At 65.0% G+C, this 18,637-nt stretch carries 11 protein-coding genes and 2 pseudogenes; 5 read left to right on the forward strand and 8 right to left on the reverse strand.

Annotated elements, in window-relative coordinates; all coding sequences use genetic code 11:
- The 4 genes and pseudogenes from O3932_RS08795 to O3932_RS08810 all read right to left on the reverse strand — a co-directional run.
- Positions 1-608, reverse strand: a pseudogene (locus O3932_RS08795) (N-acetylmuramoyl-L-alanine amidase family protein); the annotation flags it as partial.
- Between the two features lie 435 nt (positions 609-1,043).
- Positions 1,044-2,323 (reverse strand): annotated as a pseudogene (locus O3932_RS08800) (ISL3 family transposase).
- Positions 2,324-2,794: 471 nt separating this feature from the next.
- Positions 2,795-5,359: an aminopeptidase N gene (pepN, locus tag O3932_RS08805; RefSeq protein WP_371537792.1), complete on the reverse strand. Its 2,565-nt coding sequence runs from the start codon at positions 5,357-5,359 to the stop codon at positions 2,795-2,797.
- A gap of 115 nt (positions 5,360-5,474) precedes the next feature.
- On the reverse strand, positions 5,475-7,514 hold the full coding sequence (locus O3932_RS08810) for a M13 family metallopeptidase (RefSeq protein WP_371537794.1): 2,040 nt from the start codon (positions 7,512-7,514) through the stop codon (positions 5,475-5,477).
- Positions 7,515-7,779: 265 nt separating this feature from the next.
- Between O3932_RS08810 and glpA the strand changes: the two genes are divergently transcribed.
- From glpA to O3932_RS08835, 5 genes are all read left to right on the forward strand, one after another.
- Entirely contained in the window at positions 7,780-9,366 is a 1,587-nt protein-coding gene (gene glpA / locus O3932_RS08815; RefSeq protein ID WP_371537796.1) for an anaerobic glycerol-3-phosphate dehydrogenase subunit GlpA, read from the forward strand.
- Positions 9,363-10,613, forward strand: coding sequence for a glycerol-3-phosphate dehydrogenase subunit GlpB (gene glpB / locus O3932_RS08820; protein WP_371537799.1), 1,251 nt, complete (start codon positions 9,363-9,365; stop codon positions 10,611-10,613). Before glpA ends, glpB begins: the two co-directional genes overlap by 4 nt.
- Positions 10,610-11,893 (forward strand): anaerobic glycerol-3-phosphate dehydrogenase subunit C, encoded by a 1,284-nt coding sequence (locus O3932_RS08825; protein ID WP_009647466.1) that lies wholly within the window; start codon positions 10,610-10,612, stop codon positions 11,891-11,893. Before glpB ends, O3932_RS08825 begins: the two co-directional genes overlap by 4 nt.
- A gap of 63 nt (positions 11,894-11,956) precedes the next feature.
- Complete coding sequence (locus O3932_RS08830; protein ID WP_371537801.1) at positions 11,957-12,712, forward strand: SDR family oxidoreductase; 756 nt, start codon at positions 11,957-11,959, stop codon at positions 12,710-12,712.
- A 195-nt stretch (positions 12,713-12,907) separates the two neighbouring features.
- On the forward strand, positions 12,908-13,621 hold the full coding sequence (locus tag O3932_RS08835; protein ID WP_371537804.1) for a hypothetical protein: 714 nt from the start codon (positions 12,908-12,910) through the stop codon (positions 13,619-13,621).
- A 41-nt stretch (positions 13,622-13,662) separates the two neighbouring features.
- Here the strand turns inward: O3932_RS08835 and O3932_RS08840 are convergent, their stop codons facing one another.
- The 4 genes from O3932_RS08840 to O3932_RS08855 form a co-directional block, all read right to left on the reverse strand.
- Positions 13,663-14,463 carry a sulfite exporter TauE/SafE family protein gene (locus O3932_RS08840; protein ID WP_371537806.1) on the reverse strand — a complete coding sequence of 267 codons (801 nt, stop codon included), beginning with the start codon at positions 14,461-14,463 and terminating at the stop codon, positions 13,663-13,665.
- A complete protein-coding gene (locus tag O3932_RS08845) occupies positions 14,460-15,731 on the reverse strand; it encodes an anaerobic sulfatase maturase (protein WP_371537808.1) in 1,272 nt (423 codons plus the stop codon). Before O3932_RS08845 ends, O3932_RS08840 begins: the two co-directional genes overlap by 4 nt.
- Complete coding sequence (locus O3932_RS08850) at positions 15,728-16,936, reverse strand: ROK family protein (RefSeq protein ID WP_371537811.1); 1,209 nt, start codon at positions 16,934-16,936, stop codon at positions 15,728-15,730. The genes O3932_RS08845 and O3932_RS08850 overlap by 4 nt, the downstream gene beginning before the upstream one ends.
- A 152-nt stretch (positions 16,937-17,088) precedes the next feature.
- Positions 17,089-18,609 carry a sulfatase-like hydrolase/transferase gene (locus O3932_RS08855; RefSeq protein WP_009647460.1) on the reverse strand — a complete coding sequence of 507 codons (1,521 nt, stop codon included), beginning with the start codon at positions 18,607-18,609 and terminating at the stop codon, positions 17,089-17,091.
- Between the last annotated feature and the right edge of the window lie 28 nt (positions 18,610-18,637).

Consider the following 18,637-nt stretch of genomic DNA (forward strand, 5'->3'; position numbering starts at 1 on the left):
TCCAGGTAGTACCAGTCGTTGCCCTGCTTGGTCCAGCCGGTGACCATGGCGCCGGACTCGTTCAGGAGGTACCAGTCGTCACCCTGCTTGGTCCAGCCGGTGGCCAGAGTGCCGTCTTCACCGAGGAAGTAGAGCTTGCCACCGACAGCCTGCCAACCGGTACCCTGAGCGCCGGACGGCTGGTAGTACTCCCACTTGCCGTCATTGTTGTACCAACCGGTGACCATGTAACCATTCTCGTCAAAACGGTAGGTCTTGCCGTCGATCATCTGGACGGCACCCTTCGGGTAGCTCTTACCATCCTCGTTCTGGTACCACCAGCCGTTAACGTCGTACTTCCACTCGCCCTTCTTGGGCTGTTCGGTGGTCGGCTCGGTGCCGGGGGTGGTCGGCTCGGTGCCGGGGGTGGTCGGCTCGGTGCCGGGGGTGGTCGGCTCGGTGCCGGGGGTCGTGGGCTCGGTGCCGGGGGTGGTCGGCTCGGACGCGACTGGGCTGGTTGCTCCGGCGACCGGAGTGTCATCAGCATACGTCGGCAGGATGACGCCGGCGGAGACAGCGGCAGCGCTCAGCGTTGCAATGGCGGCGCGGCGAAGATTGGAGGCACGCATATTGTTTCCTCTCGGGGAAAGTAGTGAAGACGAATGTGTCACGTGCCGTGACATATCCACACATCATTAGTGTCATCGGGGTGAACCTACGACGGTCACTTGTTGAGTATGTACGACAGTTTGTTGCAAATCAAACGATAAGGGGTATCGTTGGTCCAGTTTTCCATTCAGTTAATGCAGATGCACGTAAATTGATTAACCGGTCGATAGCTTGGCAGTTGTTGACTAAAGGTTAGCAATTTGCCTTATATTCTCGAAGAGTGACCATCGGGTAATTCGTAGAATGTGAGGTATGTAATCAAATATCGTGTGACTCTCTATATGATCAACCAACAGGTCGGTATTGTTAGATATACGGTGGGGTAAAACAGGAGTCTCGCTAGGCCTTAAAGACTGTCATGTCATTGTTGCGGAGAGTTAAGTTGTTCTTCGCATTTAAGGGTGTGGAAGGTGTTGGAATCCGCCGGAGTGGAGGAGGCAGTGTAGACGGTAGTTACGGTGGCTGACGAATCCTTGAGCGATGCCGCGTAGGTGTTGAAGGGGCCGTTGCTGGTGTGGGGGTCGTCGAAGTAGGCCAGGATGTCCCCGGCTCTGCGTGTGAAGGTTGTGCCCATGCGGGCTAGTTCGATGCATGTGTGTGGCAAGCCCGGGCGGGTGAGCGTCGTGATGAGCTGGCGGAGGGTGTTTTTGCCGCGCCTGGGGTCACGGTCACGGTAGGCCGCTAAGAGGTCCTGGTAGATCCTCCAGGTGGCGTGCACGTCGGCGTGGTCGGGGCAGGCGAATACGGCATCTAGGCGCGCCTGGGATGTGTCTGTGAGGATGTCGGTGCCGGTCAGCAGTGTTTTGCGGGCCGCGTACAAGGGGTCGCCCTTGCGGCCGCGATGCCCCAGGGTTTCTTGCTGGACGCGCTGGCGGCACTGCTCTAGGGCGTCGATGGCGATATGAACAACGTGGAAGGGATCCATTACCGTCACCGCCCCTGGTAGCTGGCTGGCTGCTGCGCTCTTATAGCCACTGAACCCATCCATTGCCACGATCTCAATGTTGTCTTTCCATTCTTGGGGGCATGCGGCCAGCCAGGAAGACAAGACATATTTGGAGCGGCCTTGCACCACGTCTAGGAGGCGGGCCGGGCCAGTATGGTCGCGTACAGGGGTCACCTCCACGATCACCGTGGCGTACCTGTCCCCACCCCGATGACGCCACACGTGCTCATCGACCCCAATGACGCGCACTCCTTCAAAGCGAGTCGAATCCGCCAGCAGGAGTTCTTCCTCATAGGCCTGTATCGCCTCGTTAGCGGTATGCCAGGCCACCGCCAGGTGAGCGGCAATGCGATTAATGGACATATTGTCAGCGATCAAGCACACAAGCCCCCAGCGCAAGGCCCCAAAGGAGAGCTTGGCGCGTGGGGGAGCCGCCTGGCTGATGTCATCACACCAGGAACGAGAACACGCACGACAGCGGTAACGCCCTACATACACCACCAGCATCGTGGGCTGATGCCCCCGCGGTTCGTACGCTAAACGCCTGGTACGCGACCCCAGCGCATCCCCCGGGCGCCCACACCCTGGACACAACCGAGCCGGATTAACCGCACGGCACTTCAGGACGAACCCGCCCTCCTGACAACGCATCCCCACAGCCACCAAGCCCAGCTCCACCAACCCGCAATAGGTCGTCATATCCAGAGCAGAAAAGGTACCATTACCCATGTCGGGGCCTCCCAGCGTTTGAAGTGCCGCAACCCCAATCATCGGGCAGGCCCCGACCCCATGCCAACACCACTAGAACCTAGAACGAGCCAGTTACGTTTCGCTGCACACGACACAAGGAATCGGCGTGCCTAGTTATCTGATCGTCACGCAACGTTCCATGATCCTGACTTGAACCTGCGTCGCTCAGTCGCATCATCGACGTCATGGTGTGTGCTCGTATCCTCCTCCCCACTGATGAGATGAACCACTTCACTGTGCCTGACTGCCTCTTTCTGTAACTGCCCAGACGAGACGCCACTGCCGGGATTGTCGCTCCCGCATCATGATCGGTAATGCGATGATGTCCAAGAAACGGAAGGCAGTTCATGACGAGGCAGGGGTTCCCTCGTACCTTTACGCGCTGAGACGGGAACAGACAGCGCCCGGAGGCACGACTTTGATTGCCTCCGGGCGCTTGTCGTGATGCACTCAGCCCGCGTCGACCGCCTGGTTGGCGATCTGGCGCTCACACACGTCGATGAGCTCGCGGATGATGCGCAGCGTACCGGCAGAGGCGTCGGCGTGAGTGTCGATCCACGCCTTGCCCGACGCGACCACGTCGACCTCGGTTGTGTAACCGGCCAGAGCGGTCGGGAACAGCAGCGTGGTCAGGTCTTCGGCGGTGTGGAAGGTGAAACGCTCCCAGATGCCCGCCAGTGCGTCGAAGTATTCTGCGACGTAGGGGGCGTAGGCCGAGGGGTTGGTGCGTGCCTGTGCCCAGAAGCCTGAGATCATCGCCCAGCGGGTGTCGTTGGGGATTGAGGTGTCGGTGAGGACCTTGTCCCACACGTCGGCCTTGATCCATTCGCCTGCGCGCGCGGCGCGGCAAGCCGCAGCGTTCTGATGGCCGGTCATCGTGTCGTCCTCGGCCTCGAGAGCGTCGATGTCGGACTCGGTGGCGACGCTGCCGCGCACGAGCGAGACCAGGAGATCCCACTTGAGGTCGACGTCCAGGTCCAGGCCGTCGAGGGTCTGGGTGGCGTCGAACAGGCCACGGATGGCCTCGAACTGCTCCTCAGAGGAGGCATTGCGCGCGGCTGCGGCCACGAGCATGCGCTGCGTGTCCGAGCCGGAGGCGGCGGTGCGAGCCAGGAGCAGCAGGCGACGGCCCGTGTCCTCGGCTGCCTCGGGGCGAGCCTGCGGTGCGACGAAGGTGCGCACGGCCTCGTCGATGTGGCGCAGGGTCAGCATGAGCAGGCTCATGTTGTCCTCAACCGGGATCGAGGTCAGCGCGAGGTTCAGGTAGTCGCGAGCCGGCATCTCGCCGTCGCGGGTCATGTCCCACGCCGAGGCCATGACGACGCCGCGCGTGAGGGAATCCGTGAACTTGGTGATGTTAGCGACCGCGAAGGCCAGGGACTGTTCGTCCAGGCGCACCTTCGCGTAGCCGAGGTCACCGTCGTTGACAAGGATAAAGTCCGGACGAGCGATGCCCGCAGCGGCCTCGACGACCGTGGACGCGCCGTTGACATCGAGCTCCTCGCGGAAGACCTGGGCGAGCGTCCCCTCCTCGGTCAGTGAGTAGCCCGCGACGCCCAGGCGATGCGGACGCAGGGAGGCACCCTCGGAGAAGGCTTCCTGCGTGATTTCGAGGCGCTCAATCGTGCCGTCCTCGGCGGTCGTGACGACCGGACGCAGCAGAGTCACGCCGGCTTCCTCCAGCCACACCTTCGACCACGAGGCCAGGTCGCGGCCCGACGCAGCGGCCAGCTCGGTGAGCAGGTCGTCCAGGGTCGCGTTGGCGTAGGAGTGCTTCGTCAGGTACTCGTGCAGGCCCGCGAAGAAGGCGTCGCGTCCCACGTAGGAGACGAGTTGACGCAGCACGGAGGCACCCTTGGCGTAGGTGATGCCGTCGAAGTTGACCTCAACGTCGGCCAGGTCGCGGATCTCAGCCGTGATCGGGTGCGTCGTGGGCAGCTGATCCTGCTTGAGGCCCCAGTCTTTGCGGACCATGAAGCCGGTCCAGCCTTCGGTGTACTTGGTGGCCTCGGCCAAGGCCAGGTGGCTCATGAACTCAGCGAAGGACTCGTTGAGCCACAGGTCGTTCCACCACTTCATGGTGACCAGGTCACCGAACCACATGTGCGCCAGCTCGTGCAGGATCGTGTTGGCGCGAGCCTCCATCTGAGCCTCGGTGGGACGGGTACGGAACACGTAGGCGTCGCGGAAGGTCACGCAGCCCGCGTTTTCCATGGCACCCGCGTTGTACTCGGGCACGAAGATCTGGTCGTACTTCGTGAAGGGGTAGGCGATACCGTAGGCACCCTCGAAGAACTCGAAGCCGCGACGGGTGATGTCGATGATCTCGTCGGCGTCCAGGTGATCGACGATCGAGGCGCGCGCGTACACGCCCAGGTCGATCGTACGGCCGTCGGAGGAGGTGAGCGAGGCCGTGGTGCCCTCGTAGGGGCCGGCCACGATCGCGGTGATGTACGTCGACATCTTTTCCGTGGTCGCGAAACGGTAGGTCCACGCGTCGCCGTCTTCCTCGGGGGTGGGGGTGGGGGCGTTGGAGAAGACCTTCCAACCCTTGGGGACCTTGACGGTGAGAGTAAAGACCGACTTCAGGTCGGGCTGCTCGAAGGTCGTGTAGACGCGGCGCGCGTCCGGGACCTCGAACTGGGAGTAGGTGTAGGCCTGGCCGTCCGCGGGATCGACGAAGCGGTGCAGACCTTCGCCCGTGTGCATGTACTGGCAGGACGCGTCGACCTCGAGGACGTTGTGCTCCGCCAGGTTGTTCAGCGCGATGCGGTTGTCCTGGTGGGTGGAGAACGGGTCGAGGCCGACGCCGTTGAGCCGAATCGAGTGCACGTTGTTGGACACGAGGTCCGCGAACGTGGACGCGCCTTCGCGCGCGTCAAACTCGATGCGGGTGAACGATCCGAAATCGGTGTCGCCGCGCGTGAGGTCCAGTGAGATCTCGTAGCGTGTCACGGAGGAGATGACCGAGGCGCGCTCGGTCGCTTCCTCGCGAGTGAGGTTCAGGCCTGGCATGGGGTGCCTTTCCGTCGATGGAATGGGGGCGCTGTCGCGCCAAACATTCCTATGGTGTCATGTGTTGCAGGTGAATGCGAGGGGCGCGCCGAAATGTGTCCGCTGGGACACGCTTTTACCAAATGGTGACGCGTTCGGCCGGATCGAGCCACATGCCGTCCCCGGGCTTGACATCAAACGTCTGGGCGAAGGCATCCAGGTTGCGCAGCACCTGGTTGCATCGGAACTCCGCGGGGGAGTGGGGGTCGACTGCCAGCATCTGTCGGGCGAACTGGGGGCGGGTCGCGGTCCGCCAGGCGCGCGCCCACGAGAGGAAGAAGCGCTGAGCTCCGGTGATCTCGTCGATGACCGGGGCCGTTCGCGGGGTGAGTCCCTGCTCGGCCAGCGCGGCCACCCACGCCTTCCATGCGATTGTCATGCCGCCCAGGTCGCCGATGTTCTCGCCGATAGTCAGGGCGCCGTTGACGTGGGGGAGCGAGCGCTCGGTGCCGTTTTCGCTGTCGTCGGCCACGGCCTCGTCACCCTCGGTGGGCAGGAGGACGGAGGGCGTGAGGACGTCGTACTGTCCGATGAGGGCGTGGGTGCGTTCCTCGAAAGCGGCCCGGTCCTCCTCGGTCCACCAATTCGACAGGTTGCCGTCGCCGTCGTATCGGGAGCCCTGGTCGTCGAAGCCGTGGCCGATTTCGTGGCCGATGACCGCGCCGATCGCGCCGAAGTTCACCGCGTCGTCCGCCTGCGCGTCAAAGAACGGGGGCTGGAGGATCGCGGCGGGGAACACGATCTCGTTCTGGGTGGGGTTGTAGTAGGCGTTGACCGTCTGGGGAGTCATGTACCACTCGTCGCGGTCGACGGGGCCGCCCAGCTTGGCCCACTCGCGGTCGGTGGCGTGCGCGTTGGCGGCCCGCACGTTGTCCACGAGCGTGGCGGAGGAGTCCAGGTGCAGTGTCGAGTAGTCGCGCCACTTCACGGGGTAGCCGATCTTCGGGTTGAAGGTCGCCAGCTTGGCCAGCGCCTTGACCTTAGTGTCCTCGCTCATCCAGTCGAGGCCTCGGATCGACTCGCCGTAGGCGTCGAGGAGGCGCTGGACGAGCGCATCCATCGCTTCCTTTGCGTCGGGCGGGAAATGGCGGGCGACCCACGCGCGGCCCATGGCGTCGCCCAGGTAGGACTCGATGAGGGACAGCGCGCGCTTCCATCGGGGACGCAGCTCCTGCGTGCCCGAGAGAGTGCGGCCGTGGAAGTCGAAGTTCTCCTCCACGAAATCGGCCGAGAGCAGGGAGGCGCGCACGTCGATGGTCGATGCGCTCAGCCACTCTTTGAGGGTGGCCAGGTCGGTGCTTTCCCACAGGGAGGCCGCGCCGCGCAGGAAGTCGGGCTGGTCCACGTTGACGACGAGGCCGCAGACCGGCATGCGGGCTCCGCGCGCCCAGGCGTCCCAGTCGAAGCCGGGGGCGAGCGACGCCAAGCGGGTCCACGGCGTCGGGTTATCTGACAGGAGCGGGTCGCGGTTGGACACAGAGTCACGGTGATGTGAAGCCAGGGCTGTCTCCAGGGCCATGATGCGGTGTGCGGCACCTTCGGGGTCGGCCACGCCCGCGAGGGCCAGGAGGCGTCCGGTGTGGGCGACGTAGGCCTGGCGAATTGACTCGTAGTCCTCCTCACGGTAGTAGGCCTCATCGGGCAGGCCAATGCCGGACTGGACGAGGGAAACCATGTAGGAGGAGGAATCATGAGGGTCAGTACCCACGTAGGCACCCACCAGACCACCGATGCCGGCGCGCATAAGCGCGCCCATGGCCTCGGCTAACTCCTCTCGCGTCGCGCAGGCGTTGATCGCGTCGAGTTCGGCGCGCAGGGGAGCGGCACCAGCGGCCTCGATAGTGTCCTCGTCGAGGAACTGCGTCCACAGGGTTGCGATGCGGTCCGCGTCCGGATCGTCGAGTCTGCCGGCGGCCGCGTCCTGCGCAATTGCGCGGGCATATTTTTCGGATGCGTCGCGCAGTGCGTGGAAGGCGCCGTCCATCGGGCGGTCGGCCGGAATTTTGTGGGTCGCCAGCCAGGTGCCGTTCACGTGGCGGTAAAAATCGTCTTGGGGGCGCACGGAGGGGTCCATGTTCGAAGATTCGAGGACGCGTGCGAGCAGTGTGTTTGTCATGCTCTCACTCTAGGGGGTCTGGTGCCTGTGGCGTGGATCGTAGCGATGTCGGCGAGGCGCAAACGGAATTACGTGACACGTATTGGTTGTTATTCCCGGTTTTGCGGGGTATTCAAGGCAAAGACGTGCGAATGAAACTTTGGCGCACGCCGCGGATGCACATATGTGCATAGGGGTCTGCGAATTCGTTCAAATGGGGGCGTTTGGGGCAGAATTGTGAGCGCAATGAGGCACATCCTCATGAAGACGTGAAGGGAAAAACACGGTGAAGACACTTCGCACTGACGTGTGCGTCATCGGTGGCGGATCCACCGGTGCCGGCGTCGTCCGCGACGTCGCAATGCGCGGCTTTTCTGTCGTCCTCGTCGACCGGGCCGATATCGCTCAAGGTACGTCCGGTCGCTTCCACGGTCTACTCCACTCCGGTGCGCGCTACATCGCCTCCGACCCCGAGTCGGCCACCGAATGCGCCGAAGAAAACGAGATCGTCAAGCGCATCAACTCCAACGCCATCGAGGCCACCGGCGGCCTCTTCGTGGTGACCGCTCACGACGATGAAGATTACGCGGACCAGTTCCTGGCCCGTGCTGCCGCTGCAAAGGTGCCGGCAGAGGAAATCTCCATCGCTGAGGCCCTACGCCGCGAACCCCGTCTGGACCCGCGCATCAAGCGTGCGTTCGCAGTCGAAGACGGAACGGTCGACGGCTGGCAGATGACCTGGGGAGCCATCCGCTCCGCACAGGCCTACGGTGCCCAGATCCTGACCTACCACCGCGTGACCAATATTGAGCGCGACGGTGACCGCATTTGTGCCGTCATCGTTCGCGACGAGCGCGGCGGCGAAGACGTGCGCATCGAATGCGGATTCGTCCTGAACTGTGGCGGCCCATGGGCTGGAAAGATTGCTGGCCTGGCCGACTGCCACGGCGTCGACGTTGTCGCCGGTGCCGGCATCATGATCGCCATGAACCACCGCCTTACGCACTCGGTCATCAACCGCTGCGTGTGGCCCGCCGACGGTGACATCCTGGTGCCCGACCACACGGTGTGCATCATCGGCACGACGGACCTCAAGTCCGACGACGCCGACAACCTGCCGATCCCCGCTGACCAGGTCCAGCAGATGCTCGACTCCGGCGAAGCCATGATTCCCGGCTTCCGCAAGGCTCGCGCGGTGCACGCGTGGGCGGGTGCTCGTCCCCTCATCAAGGACTCTCGTGTGTCGGAGACCGACACCCGCCACATGGCGCGCGGCATGAGCATCATCGACCACAACTCGCGAGACGGCGTCTACGGCATGCTCACCATCGCGGGCGGCAAGCTCACCACCTACCGCCTCATGGCCGAGCGAATCGTCGACATCATGTGCACCGAGATGGGGGAGACCCGTCCGTGTAAGACCGCCGACGAGGCTGTGCCCCCCGCCAAGGAAGCGCGCCTCTACACGATCGGCCACCGCCTCGAGAACGTCGAGTCCCGTAACGAGGGACCCACGCACGAGCAGATCATCTGTGAGTGCGAGATGGCCACCCGTGCCATGCTCGAAAACGTCATGGATACGCTGCCTAAGGGCCAGCTGGACGACGTGCGTCGCCAGATGCGCCTGGGTATGGGGCCGTGCCAGGGCGGCTTCTGCTCCCAGCGCGCCGCGGGCATCGCGCACGAGCGCGGTGATATCGACTCGGAACGCGCCAACGGGCTGCTTCGCCTGTTCTTGAAGAACCGCTGGATCGGCCTGTGGCCCATCCTGTACGGCAAGCAGGCCAGGCAGGCTGTTCTCGATGCATGGATCCACGAGGGCACGCTCGACGTCGAGCACCTGCCCGCAGCCAAGGAAGAGGTCGTTCGATGAGAGACGTCGTTGTTATCGGTGCCGGCCTGGCCGGTCTGTCCGCCGCGATCAAGGCCGCCGATGCGGGTCTGAGTGTCACCCTCATCACCAAGGGTGTGGGCGGTATTCAGCTCGGCACGGGCACGGTCGATATCCTCGGCTACGGCCCCGACCTGATTGACAAGCCTCTCGAGGCGCTGGAAGCCCACGTCGCCTCTCGTCCCACGCACCCCTACGCGCATATCACCCCGGCTCACGTCGGTGCGTCCGTCGCGTGGCTGCGCGACACGGTTGGCCCAGACGCCCTCATCGGCGACGAGACGCGCAACGTGCGCATCCCCACCGGCGTCGGCGCGCTGCGCCCCACCTGCCTGATCCCGCCCTCCATGGAGGCCGGTATCCCTCAGGCGGGTGCCCGCTACGCCATCGTGGGACTGAAGCGACTCAAGGACTTCTACCCCAGCCTCGTCGCCGAGAACCTGTCGCGTCAGACCGGCCCCGACGGCAAGGCGATCACTGCGCGTGCCCTGAGCGTCGACTACGTCGTGCGTGACGGTGAGGTCGACTCCGTGGGCACAGTGCACGCTCGCAGCCTTGACCACGAGGAGAACCGCGCGCGCCTGGCCGCCCAGATCCGTCCTCTCCTTCAGGACGGCGAAATCGTTGGCCTGCCCGCCGTGCTCGGCCTCGACGATCCGAACGCGTGGCGCGACCTGGCCGACAAGCTCGGTCACCCGGTCTTCGAAATCCCGATCCAGCCCCCGTCGATTCCCGGCATGCGGCTGAACGCACAGCTGACACGCATGGCTTCCGCCAAGGCGCGTGTCATCCTCGGCTCGCCCCTCACAGCGATTCACGCCGCGGATGGGCGCATCCAGGCCGTCGACTACGCCAGCGCTGGACGCGCCACACGCGTCGAGACACGCGCTGTGATCCTGGCGGCGGGCGGCTTCGAGTCCGGTGCCCTCGAGCTGGACTCCTACGGTGCCGTGGCCGATACCGTGTGCGGCCTGCCCGTCATGGGCCCCACCGGCCAGCTGCTGCACGCCGATTTCTGGGGCGACGAGCAGCCCCTGTTCCTGGCAGGCCTGGCCGTCGACGACTCCATGCGCGTCGTCGATGATAACGGCACGCCCGTGTACACCAACCTGTTTGCTGCGGGCGGCAACCTGGCCGGTGCCACCCGCTGGCGTGAAAAGAGCGGCGAAGGTATCGCGCTGGCCAGTGCCCTGGCCGCCGTCGACGCAATCGTGGAGGAGCTGAAATGACCCTGGAAATGTCAACGCTGATGGGACCGGGCGTGGAAGAAACCGACGTGCTCTCCCTGGAGGGTGACGCGGCGCTGCGCGCCAGCCTGGACGCCTGCGTCAAGTGCACGATCTGCGAGACGCAGTGCCCCGTCATGCGCGTCACTGACCTGTTCGGTGGCCCGAAGTACTCCGGCCCGCAGGCCGAGCGCTTCCGCAAGGACGGGCAGATGGTGGATAAGTCCATCGACTACTGCTCCTCGTGCGGCACCTGCTCGCTCGTGTGTCCCCAGGGCGTGAAGGTCACCGAAATCATTCACCACCGTCGTACCGCGATGAAGGAAGCGCACGGCATTCCGTTGCGTGACCGCCTCATCGGCCGCACCTCACTGATCGGCACCATGATGACCCCGGTCGCTCCGATTGCGAACTGGGCGCTGGATGTCAAGCCGATCCGTGTGGCGATGGAGGCCGTTATTGGTGTGCATCGCTCGGCTCCCATGCCGCGCGCCTACGGGCGCACCTTCGAGTCCTGGTTCAAGAAGCACACGCCGCTGCCCGGCTCGGGCACGCGCGGCCAGGTGATCTTCTTCCACGGATGCGCCGGCCAGTACTTCGAGGTCGAGACCTCCATCCACTCGGTCATGGTGCTTGAGCACCTGGGGTACGAGGTCTTGGTCCCCAAGCACGGCTGCTGCGGTCTGGCGCTACAGTCCAACGGCCTCTATAAGGATGCGCGCAAGTACGTCTCGAAGCTGACCAACGACCTGCGCAGCGTCAACCGCGATGCGCCGATCATCTCCGCGTCCGGTTCGTGTGCGGGCATGCTGCGCCACGAGGCGCACGAGATCCTGGAGATGGACACGCCTGAGCTGACGGATGTGGGTAGCCGCATGTGGGACATCAGCGAGTTCTTGCTGCACCTGTACGACAAGGGTGAGCTGGATACCAACTTCCAGCGCATCGACGTCACTATCCCGTACCATGCGCCCTGCCAGGTCAAGTCTCAGGGCCTGGGCAAGCCGGCCATCGAGCTCATGAGTTTGATTCCCGGCGTGACCGTCAAGGATTCCGAGCAGCCTTGCTGTGGCATCGCGGGCACGTACGGCATGAAGAAGGAGAAGTACGCGATCGCCCAGGCCGTGGGCGCTCCCGTCTTCGACTTCATCAAGCAGGTCAACGCCGAGCTGGCGGCATGCGACACGGAGACGTGCCGTTGGCAGCTGCGCACGGCCACGGGTGCGAATGTCGTTCATCCGATCTGGCTGATTCACAAGGCTTACGGTCTGCCCAACGGCTGAGACGCAAGCGAATATCCCCGGGCGCGCACGACGATGCGTGCCCGGGGATATTACTGTGTGCTCATGAGCATCTCTCGCCGCGTCGTCGTCACTGGAGCCTCTACCGGAATTGGGCAGGCTACCGCCCGCCTGTTGGCGAAGCGGGGGTGGAGGGTCGTTGCGGTGGCCCGTCGCCGCGAGCGCCTGGAGGCTCTCGCCGCCGAGATCGGTTGCGAGTACTGGGCGGCTGACCTGAGCGATGAGGCGCAGGTGGAGGAGATGGCCGCCCGCGTCCTGGAGGGTGGCCCCGTGGATGCGCTGGTCAACAACGCCGGTGGAGCTATCGGCGTGGACAGCGTCGCCGACAGTGACCCTGCCAGGTGGAGTGCGATGTTCGACCGTAACGTGCTGACTGCTCTGCACTGCTCGCGCGCTTTCCTGCCGGGTATGCGCGAGCGCGGGGGAGACCTCGTGTTCGTGACCTCGACTGCTGCCCACGACACGTATCCGGGTGGCGGTGGCTACGTGGCCGCCAAGCACGCTGAGCGCATTATTGCCAATACCCTGCGCCAGGAGCTGGTGGGCGAGAGCGTGCGCATCATCGAGATCGCGCCCGGCATGGTGCGCACCGAGGAGTTTTCTCTCAACCGCCTGGGCTCCCGGGAGGCGGCCGACCGCGTCTATGAGAGGGTTGCTGCCCCGCTCGTCGCCGAGGACATCGCCGAGGCGATTGTGTGGACCCTGGAGCGCCCGTCCCACGTCAATATTGATTCGATGATCGTGCGCCCGGTGGCTCAGGCGACGAATACTCTCGTGGCCAGGAACGCCCTCGAGGCGTAGGCGGCGAGGCCGAGCACCGAAGTGGGACGAGGCCGGGGTGGGGTGGTCCGTGGCGAGCGTGCCGTTCGTGGAGACCACGGCCATGCAAAGCACACGTCATTCAGTGATCGATAGGGCCTAAACGTTCATAGGTTGTTCACAGTTTCGCCACAACGTCCCCTCATGAGTGGTCTGTAGGCTGCGAGGCAATGATGCATGGATGAACAGAAAGGAGCGTCCTTCATGTCGGACGTCAGCAAGAACCTGGTGGGTGACACGGAGCGCACCTCGGTTCTGTCCCGGTCGGGTGAGCAAGCAGCAGAGCAGACCGAGGTTCTCCCCACCCACGTGCCTCAGGTCGAAACGGTGCAGATGCCTCCCATCACTCATCAGGAGAGCGCCAATGCGTTTGCTGGTATGCCTCTGGAGTCTGTTGCGCAGTCTTCTGCCGACGAACAGGAGAGGGACGAGGCCGTAGCACCCGCTGCGCAGGTGAGTGAGCCTGCGTCGAAGAAGACCTCGTGGGGCAAGCGCGCGGCTATCGCCGGAGCGGCCGCCGCCATCCTCTCCGTCGGCTTTGGTGCGGGTATGATCACTCACGCCACCGTGATGGGGGATGGACAGGACTATTACGAACAGGGATACGAGGACGGTGTCAACGACCAAGGTGGCGGGACTGAGGGCGATAACTTCGGTCCGGGTCACGGTCAGGGCCCTGACAACGATCAGCAAGGCCCCGCTGATGACCAGCGAGGTTCCGGTAACGATCAGCAGGATCGTGGCAATGACCAGCAGGGGACCGGTTCGCAGCAGGGGGATACCGGTAGCAGACGGCCCGGTCCTCCGCCGGAGGGCGGACGAGGCCCCGGTAGCTTCCGCGGCAGTAGTCAGGATACGACCGGCGAGAACAGCGATACGAGTGCCAGTTGAGTGAAGCGGGCGCGCGAGACGGTCCTAGTCTCACGCGCCCGTTACGCGAGCGTGGCCGCCAGCGTTGATGCGGCCACGATGATGAGGAGGGCAGCAAAGACTAAGCCGAGGACGCGATTCGACACGCGCGCAGTCAGGCGCGCTCCCACGAACCCGCCCACCATCGAGGCACCGTCGAACAGCGCGACCATTGCCCCGGCCTCGGCGGTGATCGTCAGAGTTCCGGAGAGTGTGCGCGAAGCCAAGCCGAAAACAGCCGTGATGACCATGACCAGCAGGGATGTGGCCGAGGCGCGCCTCATCGGGTATCGCAGCGCGAGGTGTAGGGCAGGCACGATCGCGAAGCCTCCGCCGACGCCGAAAAATCCCGTGAGGAAACCCGTCAGCGTCGCGAGCGCGACGACCTGCCCCACGGTCGCGAGCGTCCACGAGCGTTGACCACGCAGCTGTGCCCCGGCCTCGTGCGACGAAGGCGAGGCGGATGGGTGCAGCTGGGAGCGAACCATGAAGATCGCGACCGCTACCAGAAGAGCGCAGAAGGACAGCATGAGGGTCCGGGCTGACACGAGCGGGGCCAGTGCCGCTCCCGCCCACGTGCCCGCCAGGCCAGCGAGCGCGAAGATCGTTCCCTCACGCCACGCGACGCTCCCGCTGCGAGCGCGCGTGGCCAGGGAGACGGCGGCTGTCAGCCCCACGATGATGAGGGACAAGCCCGTGGCCTGGTGCGGGTTTTGGCCGAGGATGTAGACGAGAATGGGGACGGAGACAATGCCACCTCCTGCGCCGAGCGAGCCGACGACGACGCCGACGAGCGCGCCGATGAGGAGGGCGTGAAGGATCATCGGAGCCCCTGCCCGGGTGCAGGCGTGGGAGGACGGACCCCCAGGGAGGCCGCGAGCGCGGGGTCCATGATGTCGCAGGCCTGCCTGCCCGCCGCGATGAGCATGCCGATGGCGCGCAAGGCGGGGGTAGCGTGCTCGTAGAAGGCGCGGTAGCCCTCGCACAGGTAGTTGTGTGCGCGCTCGCCCCGGCGGACGAAACGGTCTTTCGGACACCCGCCCCAACACAGGCGCAGGTACGCGCACGCGCGGCACTCCTCGTCCAGGTCGGGCTTGAGGCGCGCAAAGTCACGCATCTTATCGGAGGCGGCCAGCTCCGACAGCGACGAGGAAGTGATCGAGCCGACCAACCAGTCCGGCTCCACCCAGTGATCGCAGGCGTACACGTCGCCGTTAAACTCCATCGCCATATTCGCCCCGCACACCGGCGCGTGCACACACACCGACGCCGACCCGAACATAGCCGACAGCGTCGAATCCACGTCCTGAATGAAGACCTCACCCACGTCGGAGGCCAGCCACTGGTCGAACACCTCGCACAGGAAACGCCCGTAGGAGGCGGGGGACGTGGAGCGGCTCGTCACGCAGTCCCCGTCCTGTCGGTACAGGAGCGCCGAAGCCCCGGAGCGCCAGCCGCGCTCGGCCTGAGCCAGGTAGGCGGCGCGCACACGCTCAACAATGGGAATGAACTGCAGGTAGCGAGCCCCAAGCTCGTCACGGAAGTAGCGATACACCTGCGCCCCGTGCTCCTCGTTCGCGGCGTTGACCGTGCACAGGATGTTCGTTTCCACGCCCGCGCGAGCCAGAGCCTCCCAGCCGCGCACAACCATCGCGTGGGTACCGCGCCCACCACGGTTCAGCCGGTAAGCATCGTGCATGTGAGCGGGTCCGTCGATGGAGACTCCCACGAGAAACTCGTGGTCCGCGAAAAAACGCGCCCACTCATCGCTCACCAGCGTCCCGTTCGTCTGCAGGGCATGACGCACACGCTGGGTGGGGCGACGGTAGCGCTCACACAGCTCCACGAGGCGCTCGAAAAAGCCGAGGCCGCGCAGGGTCGGCTCCCCGCCCTGCCACAGCATCGTTACTTCGCCGTCGGGGCTCGACTCAAGGAACGACTGCACGTAGCGCTCCAGCGTCTCCTCCGACATGGTCTGCGCCGCCGCATCGTAGAGCAACTCCTTAGACAGGAAAAAGCAATACTGGCAGTCCAGGTTACATGCCGCACCCGTCGGCTTCGTCACCACAGAAAAGGGGATCTGGGCACTCACGAACGCTCACCCCCAGCGCACACCCCCACCCCAGGCGAGGCCGTGGCCCCTCCCCGGTGAGGCGCGCGCTCGCGGTCGGCGTCCTCGTCGCCCGACGGGTGGGCCGCGATGTAGGCGCAGCCCTGGGCGGCCCCGAGCGGTCCGAGCGAGGCCGCGACCACGTCGATGTCCCACTCCATGACGGGAAGGAGTTCCGCACGCATGTGGGCGGCGATATCCTCCTTAATCTGGGGGAAAGCGTCCACGATCTCGCCCGCCACAATGATTGCTTTCGGATTGATGAGCAACGCCGCCGACCCGAGCACGTAGCCGATCGCCCGTGCGGCTCCCTCCAAGGCCGCCAGCGCACGCTCATCGTCGGCGCGCACAGCCGCGCGCAGTTCCCTCAGATCGCGTGCCCCCGCTCGCTCGCATAGGGCAGGCACCGACGCGAGCGTCTCCACGCAGCCGCGCTTCCCGCACCCGCACAGTGCATCGTTTCCCGCCACCGTGATGTGTCCCAGCTCCCCGGCCAATCCCGTCGCCCCGCCCACCAGACGAAAATCGGAGACGACGCAGCCTCCCACGCCGCCCGACAGGCGCAGGTAAATGAAGGACGACATGCCCGACCCCGCGCCCCAAAGCCCCTCCGCGAAAGCAGCCATCCGCACCGTGTTGTCCACCACCGGGACAGCCTGCCACCACCGTCCCGTCACTGACGCGACGTCCTCTACGCTCGGATAGGCATCCGACGCTACTCGCGCATGACGGCCCATTGGAATCGGAGCCCCAACGCCCACTGCACGCACCCGCGACACGTCGATCCCCTGGGAGGTGGCGCTCGCAGACAGTGCCTCGCAGGTCTGTTCGAGGCACCCCAGGAGCGTCGGGGATGCGGGGGAGACGATGTGGGCGGAGGCCAGGACGGTGCCGGAGCGGCTGAGCATGACGGCGGCGCAGGAAGTGCGTGTGACCAGGAGGCCGACCGCGTGCGCGGCGGATGCGTTGAGGGTCAGGAGCTGGGTGGGGCGACCGCGCCCGGGCGCGTTGGAGCGGACGGGCACGACCGATCCTTCGTCGAGGAGGGTGGTCAGGGCGCGGCCGAGGTTCGTGCGGGAGGTGTCCAGGGCTTCGCAGAGCTGCGAACGCGTCGCCGGGGAGAAGGAGAGGTGGGCGACGATACGGTCCTCGAGGGTGGGGAGGGGGTGGCGCGTGGGGTAGTGCATGTCCGTCCTTCCCGGGTGTGTGCCGTGAGCGGTGCCCCGCCACGGCCTCGTTACTTTTATGATACGCATCACTGAGTGTGTCTCGTGGGTGGCGTGCGTCTGTGTGGGTGTCGCGGCGGCGGAAGTCTGGAGTCCCTTCCGCCGCCGCGCGTCTAGTCGCTCGTGACCTCGTCGAGGTCGGAGCGAGCCGTGTTGACCAGTGGGATGTCGAAGTCCGTCATTGCCGCCATCCACTTGGCGAAGGAGTGGTCTCCGCGCTCGCGCAGCTGCAGGTAGAGGTTCGTGGCCAGCTCCCTGCGGATGTCGTCGTACACGGGCACGGTGTAGACGTTGTTCATCTCGGCGGGGTCCAGGCGCAGGTCGTAGAGTTCGTTGATCGACTCGGGGTTGATGACGAGCTTGAAGTCCCGCGTGCGAAGCATGCGCTGCTGGAGGGGGAAGTGGTGGCCGTGGAACTCGCACACGATGTCCTCGCGCCAGCCCTCAACGTCCTCGCCGCGGGTGAGGTCCACGATCGAGCGGCCATCCTCCACGAGCGAGGTGTCCAAGCCCGCGATGTCCAGGACCGTGGCCGGCAGGTCGATGAGGGAGACGAACGCGTCGGAGCGGCCCACCGTGGACACGCCGGGGATGTGGGCGATGAAGGGGACGTTGTAGATGTCGTCGTACATCATCGGGCCCTTGTCGTTGAGGCGGTGCGAGCCTGTGAACTCCCCGTGGTCCGCGCAGAAGAAGACCGCCGTGTCGTCCAGGATGCCCAGCTCGCGCGCCACGTCCATGATGCGCCCGATCTCGAAGTCGATCATCGCCGTGTATCCCCAGTAGACCGCGATGAGTTTCTTCCACTGCTCGTTCGTGAACGAGGACGTGGACCAGTAGGTCGCGTAGTTCTCCTGGATCGGGGGCTTGCCGATGAGGGGGTCTCCGAAGTTTTCCGGCAGCTCCACGAGGTCGGGGTCGATCAGGTCGAACCACTCGTCGGGCAGGAAGTAGGGCAGATGAGGGCCGAAGAAATGCACGTCGAGGCAGAAAGGCTGTCCCGAGTTTTTCCAGTCGGCCGCGTACTCGCGCAGCTTCTCGATCGCGCGGTCTGCCAGGAATCGCTCGAAGGTGGCCTCCTCAGGCTGGTCCAGGCGTGCGGCGATGATATGCCCGTCGCGCCCGCCGGGGAGCTTGCCGCGCCACAGGTCGTGGGCGCGCACCGGCGGGAGGTTATTGGCCTCGAGCCAGGCGACGTACTTCTCGTTGGCCACGGGGTTTTCGGCACCCCAGTAGGTGTCGTCGTCCGCGCCGAAGGCGTCGGGCAGGTTGTATCCGCAGTGGTACTTGCCGACGATGCCGACGTTGTAGCCGGCGTCGCGCAGCTCCTGCGTGTACGTCCACGTGCCCTTGGGGATCGAGACCTGGTAGGCGATGTTCCACTCGGGGTTGGCCAGCACCTGGTGCTTACCCGGGCGCTTGCCGGTCATGAGTGAGGCGCGCGCCGGCGTGCAGATCGCTGTGGGGGTGAAGCAGTGGGTGAAGGCGAAGCCCGATTCGCCCATTGCGTCGATGACGGGGGTGTGGGCGTGGGGGTTGCCCAGGCAGCCGATTGTGTCGGTGCGGTGCTGGTCGGTCATGATGACCAGGACGTTACGTACGTTGTCGGGAATGTCCCGAGTCTTGTCGGTCATTGGTGTGCCTTTTCGTCGTTGAATTCGG

The sequence above is a fragment of the Pauljensenia sp. 20925_1_25 genome (genome assembly GCF_041433955.1).
Taxonomy (GTDB): Bacteria; Actinomycetota; Actinomycetes; order Actinomycetales; family Actinomycetaceae; genus Pauljensenia.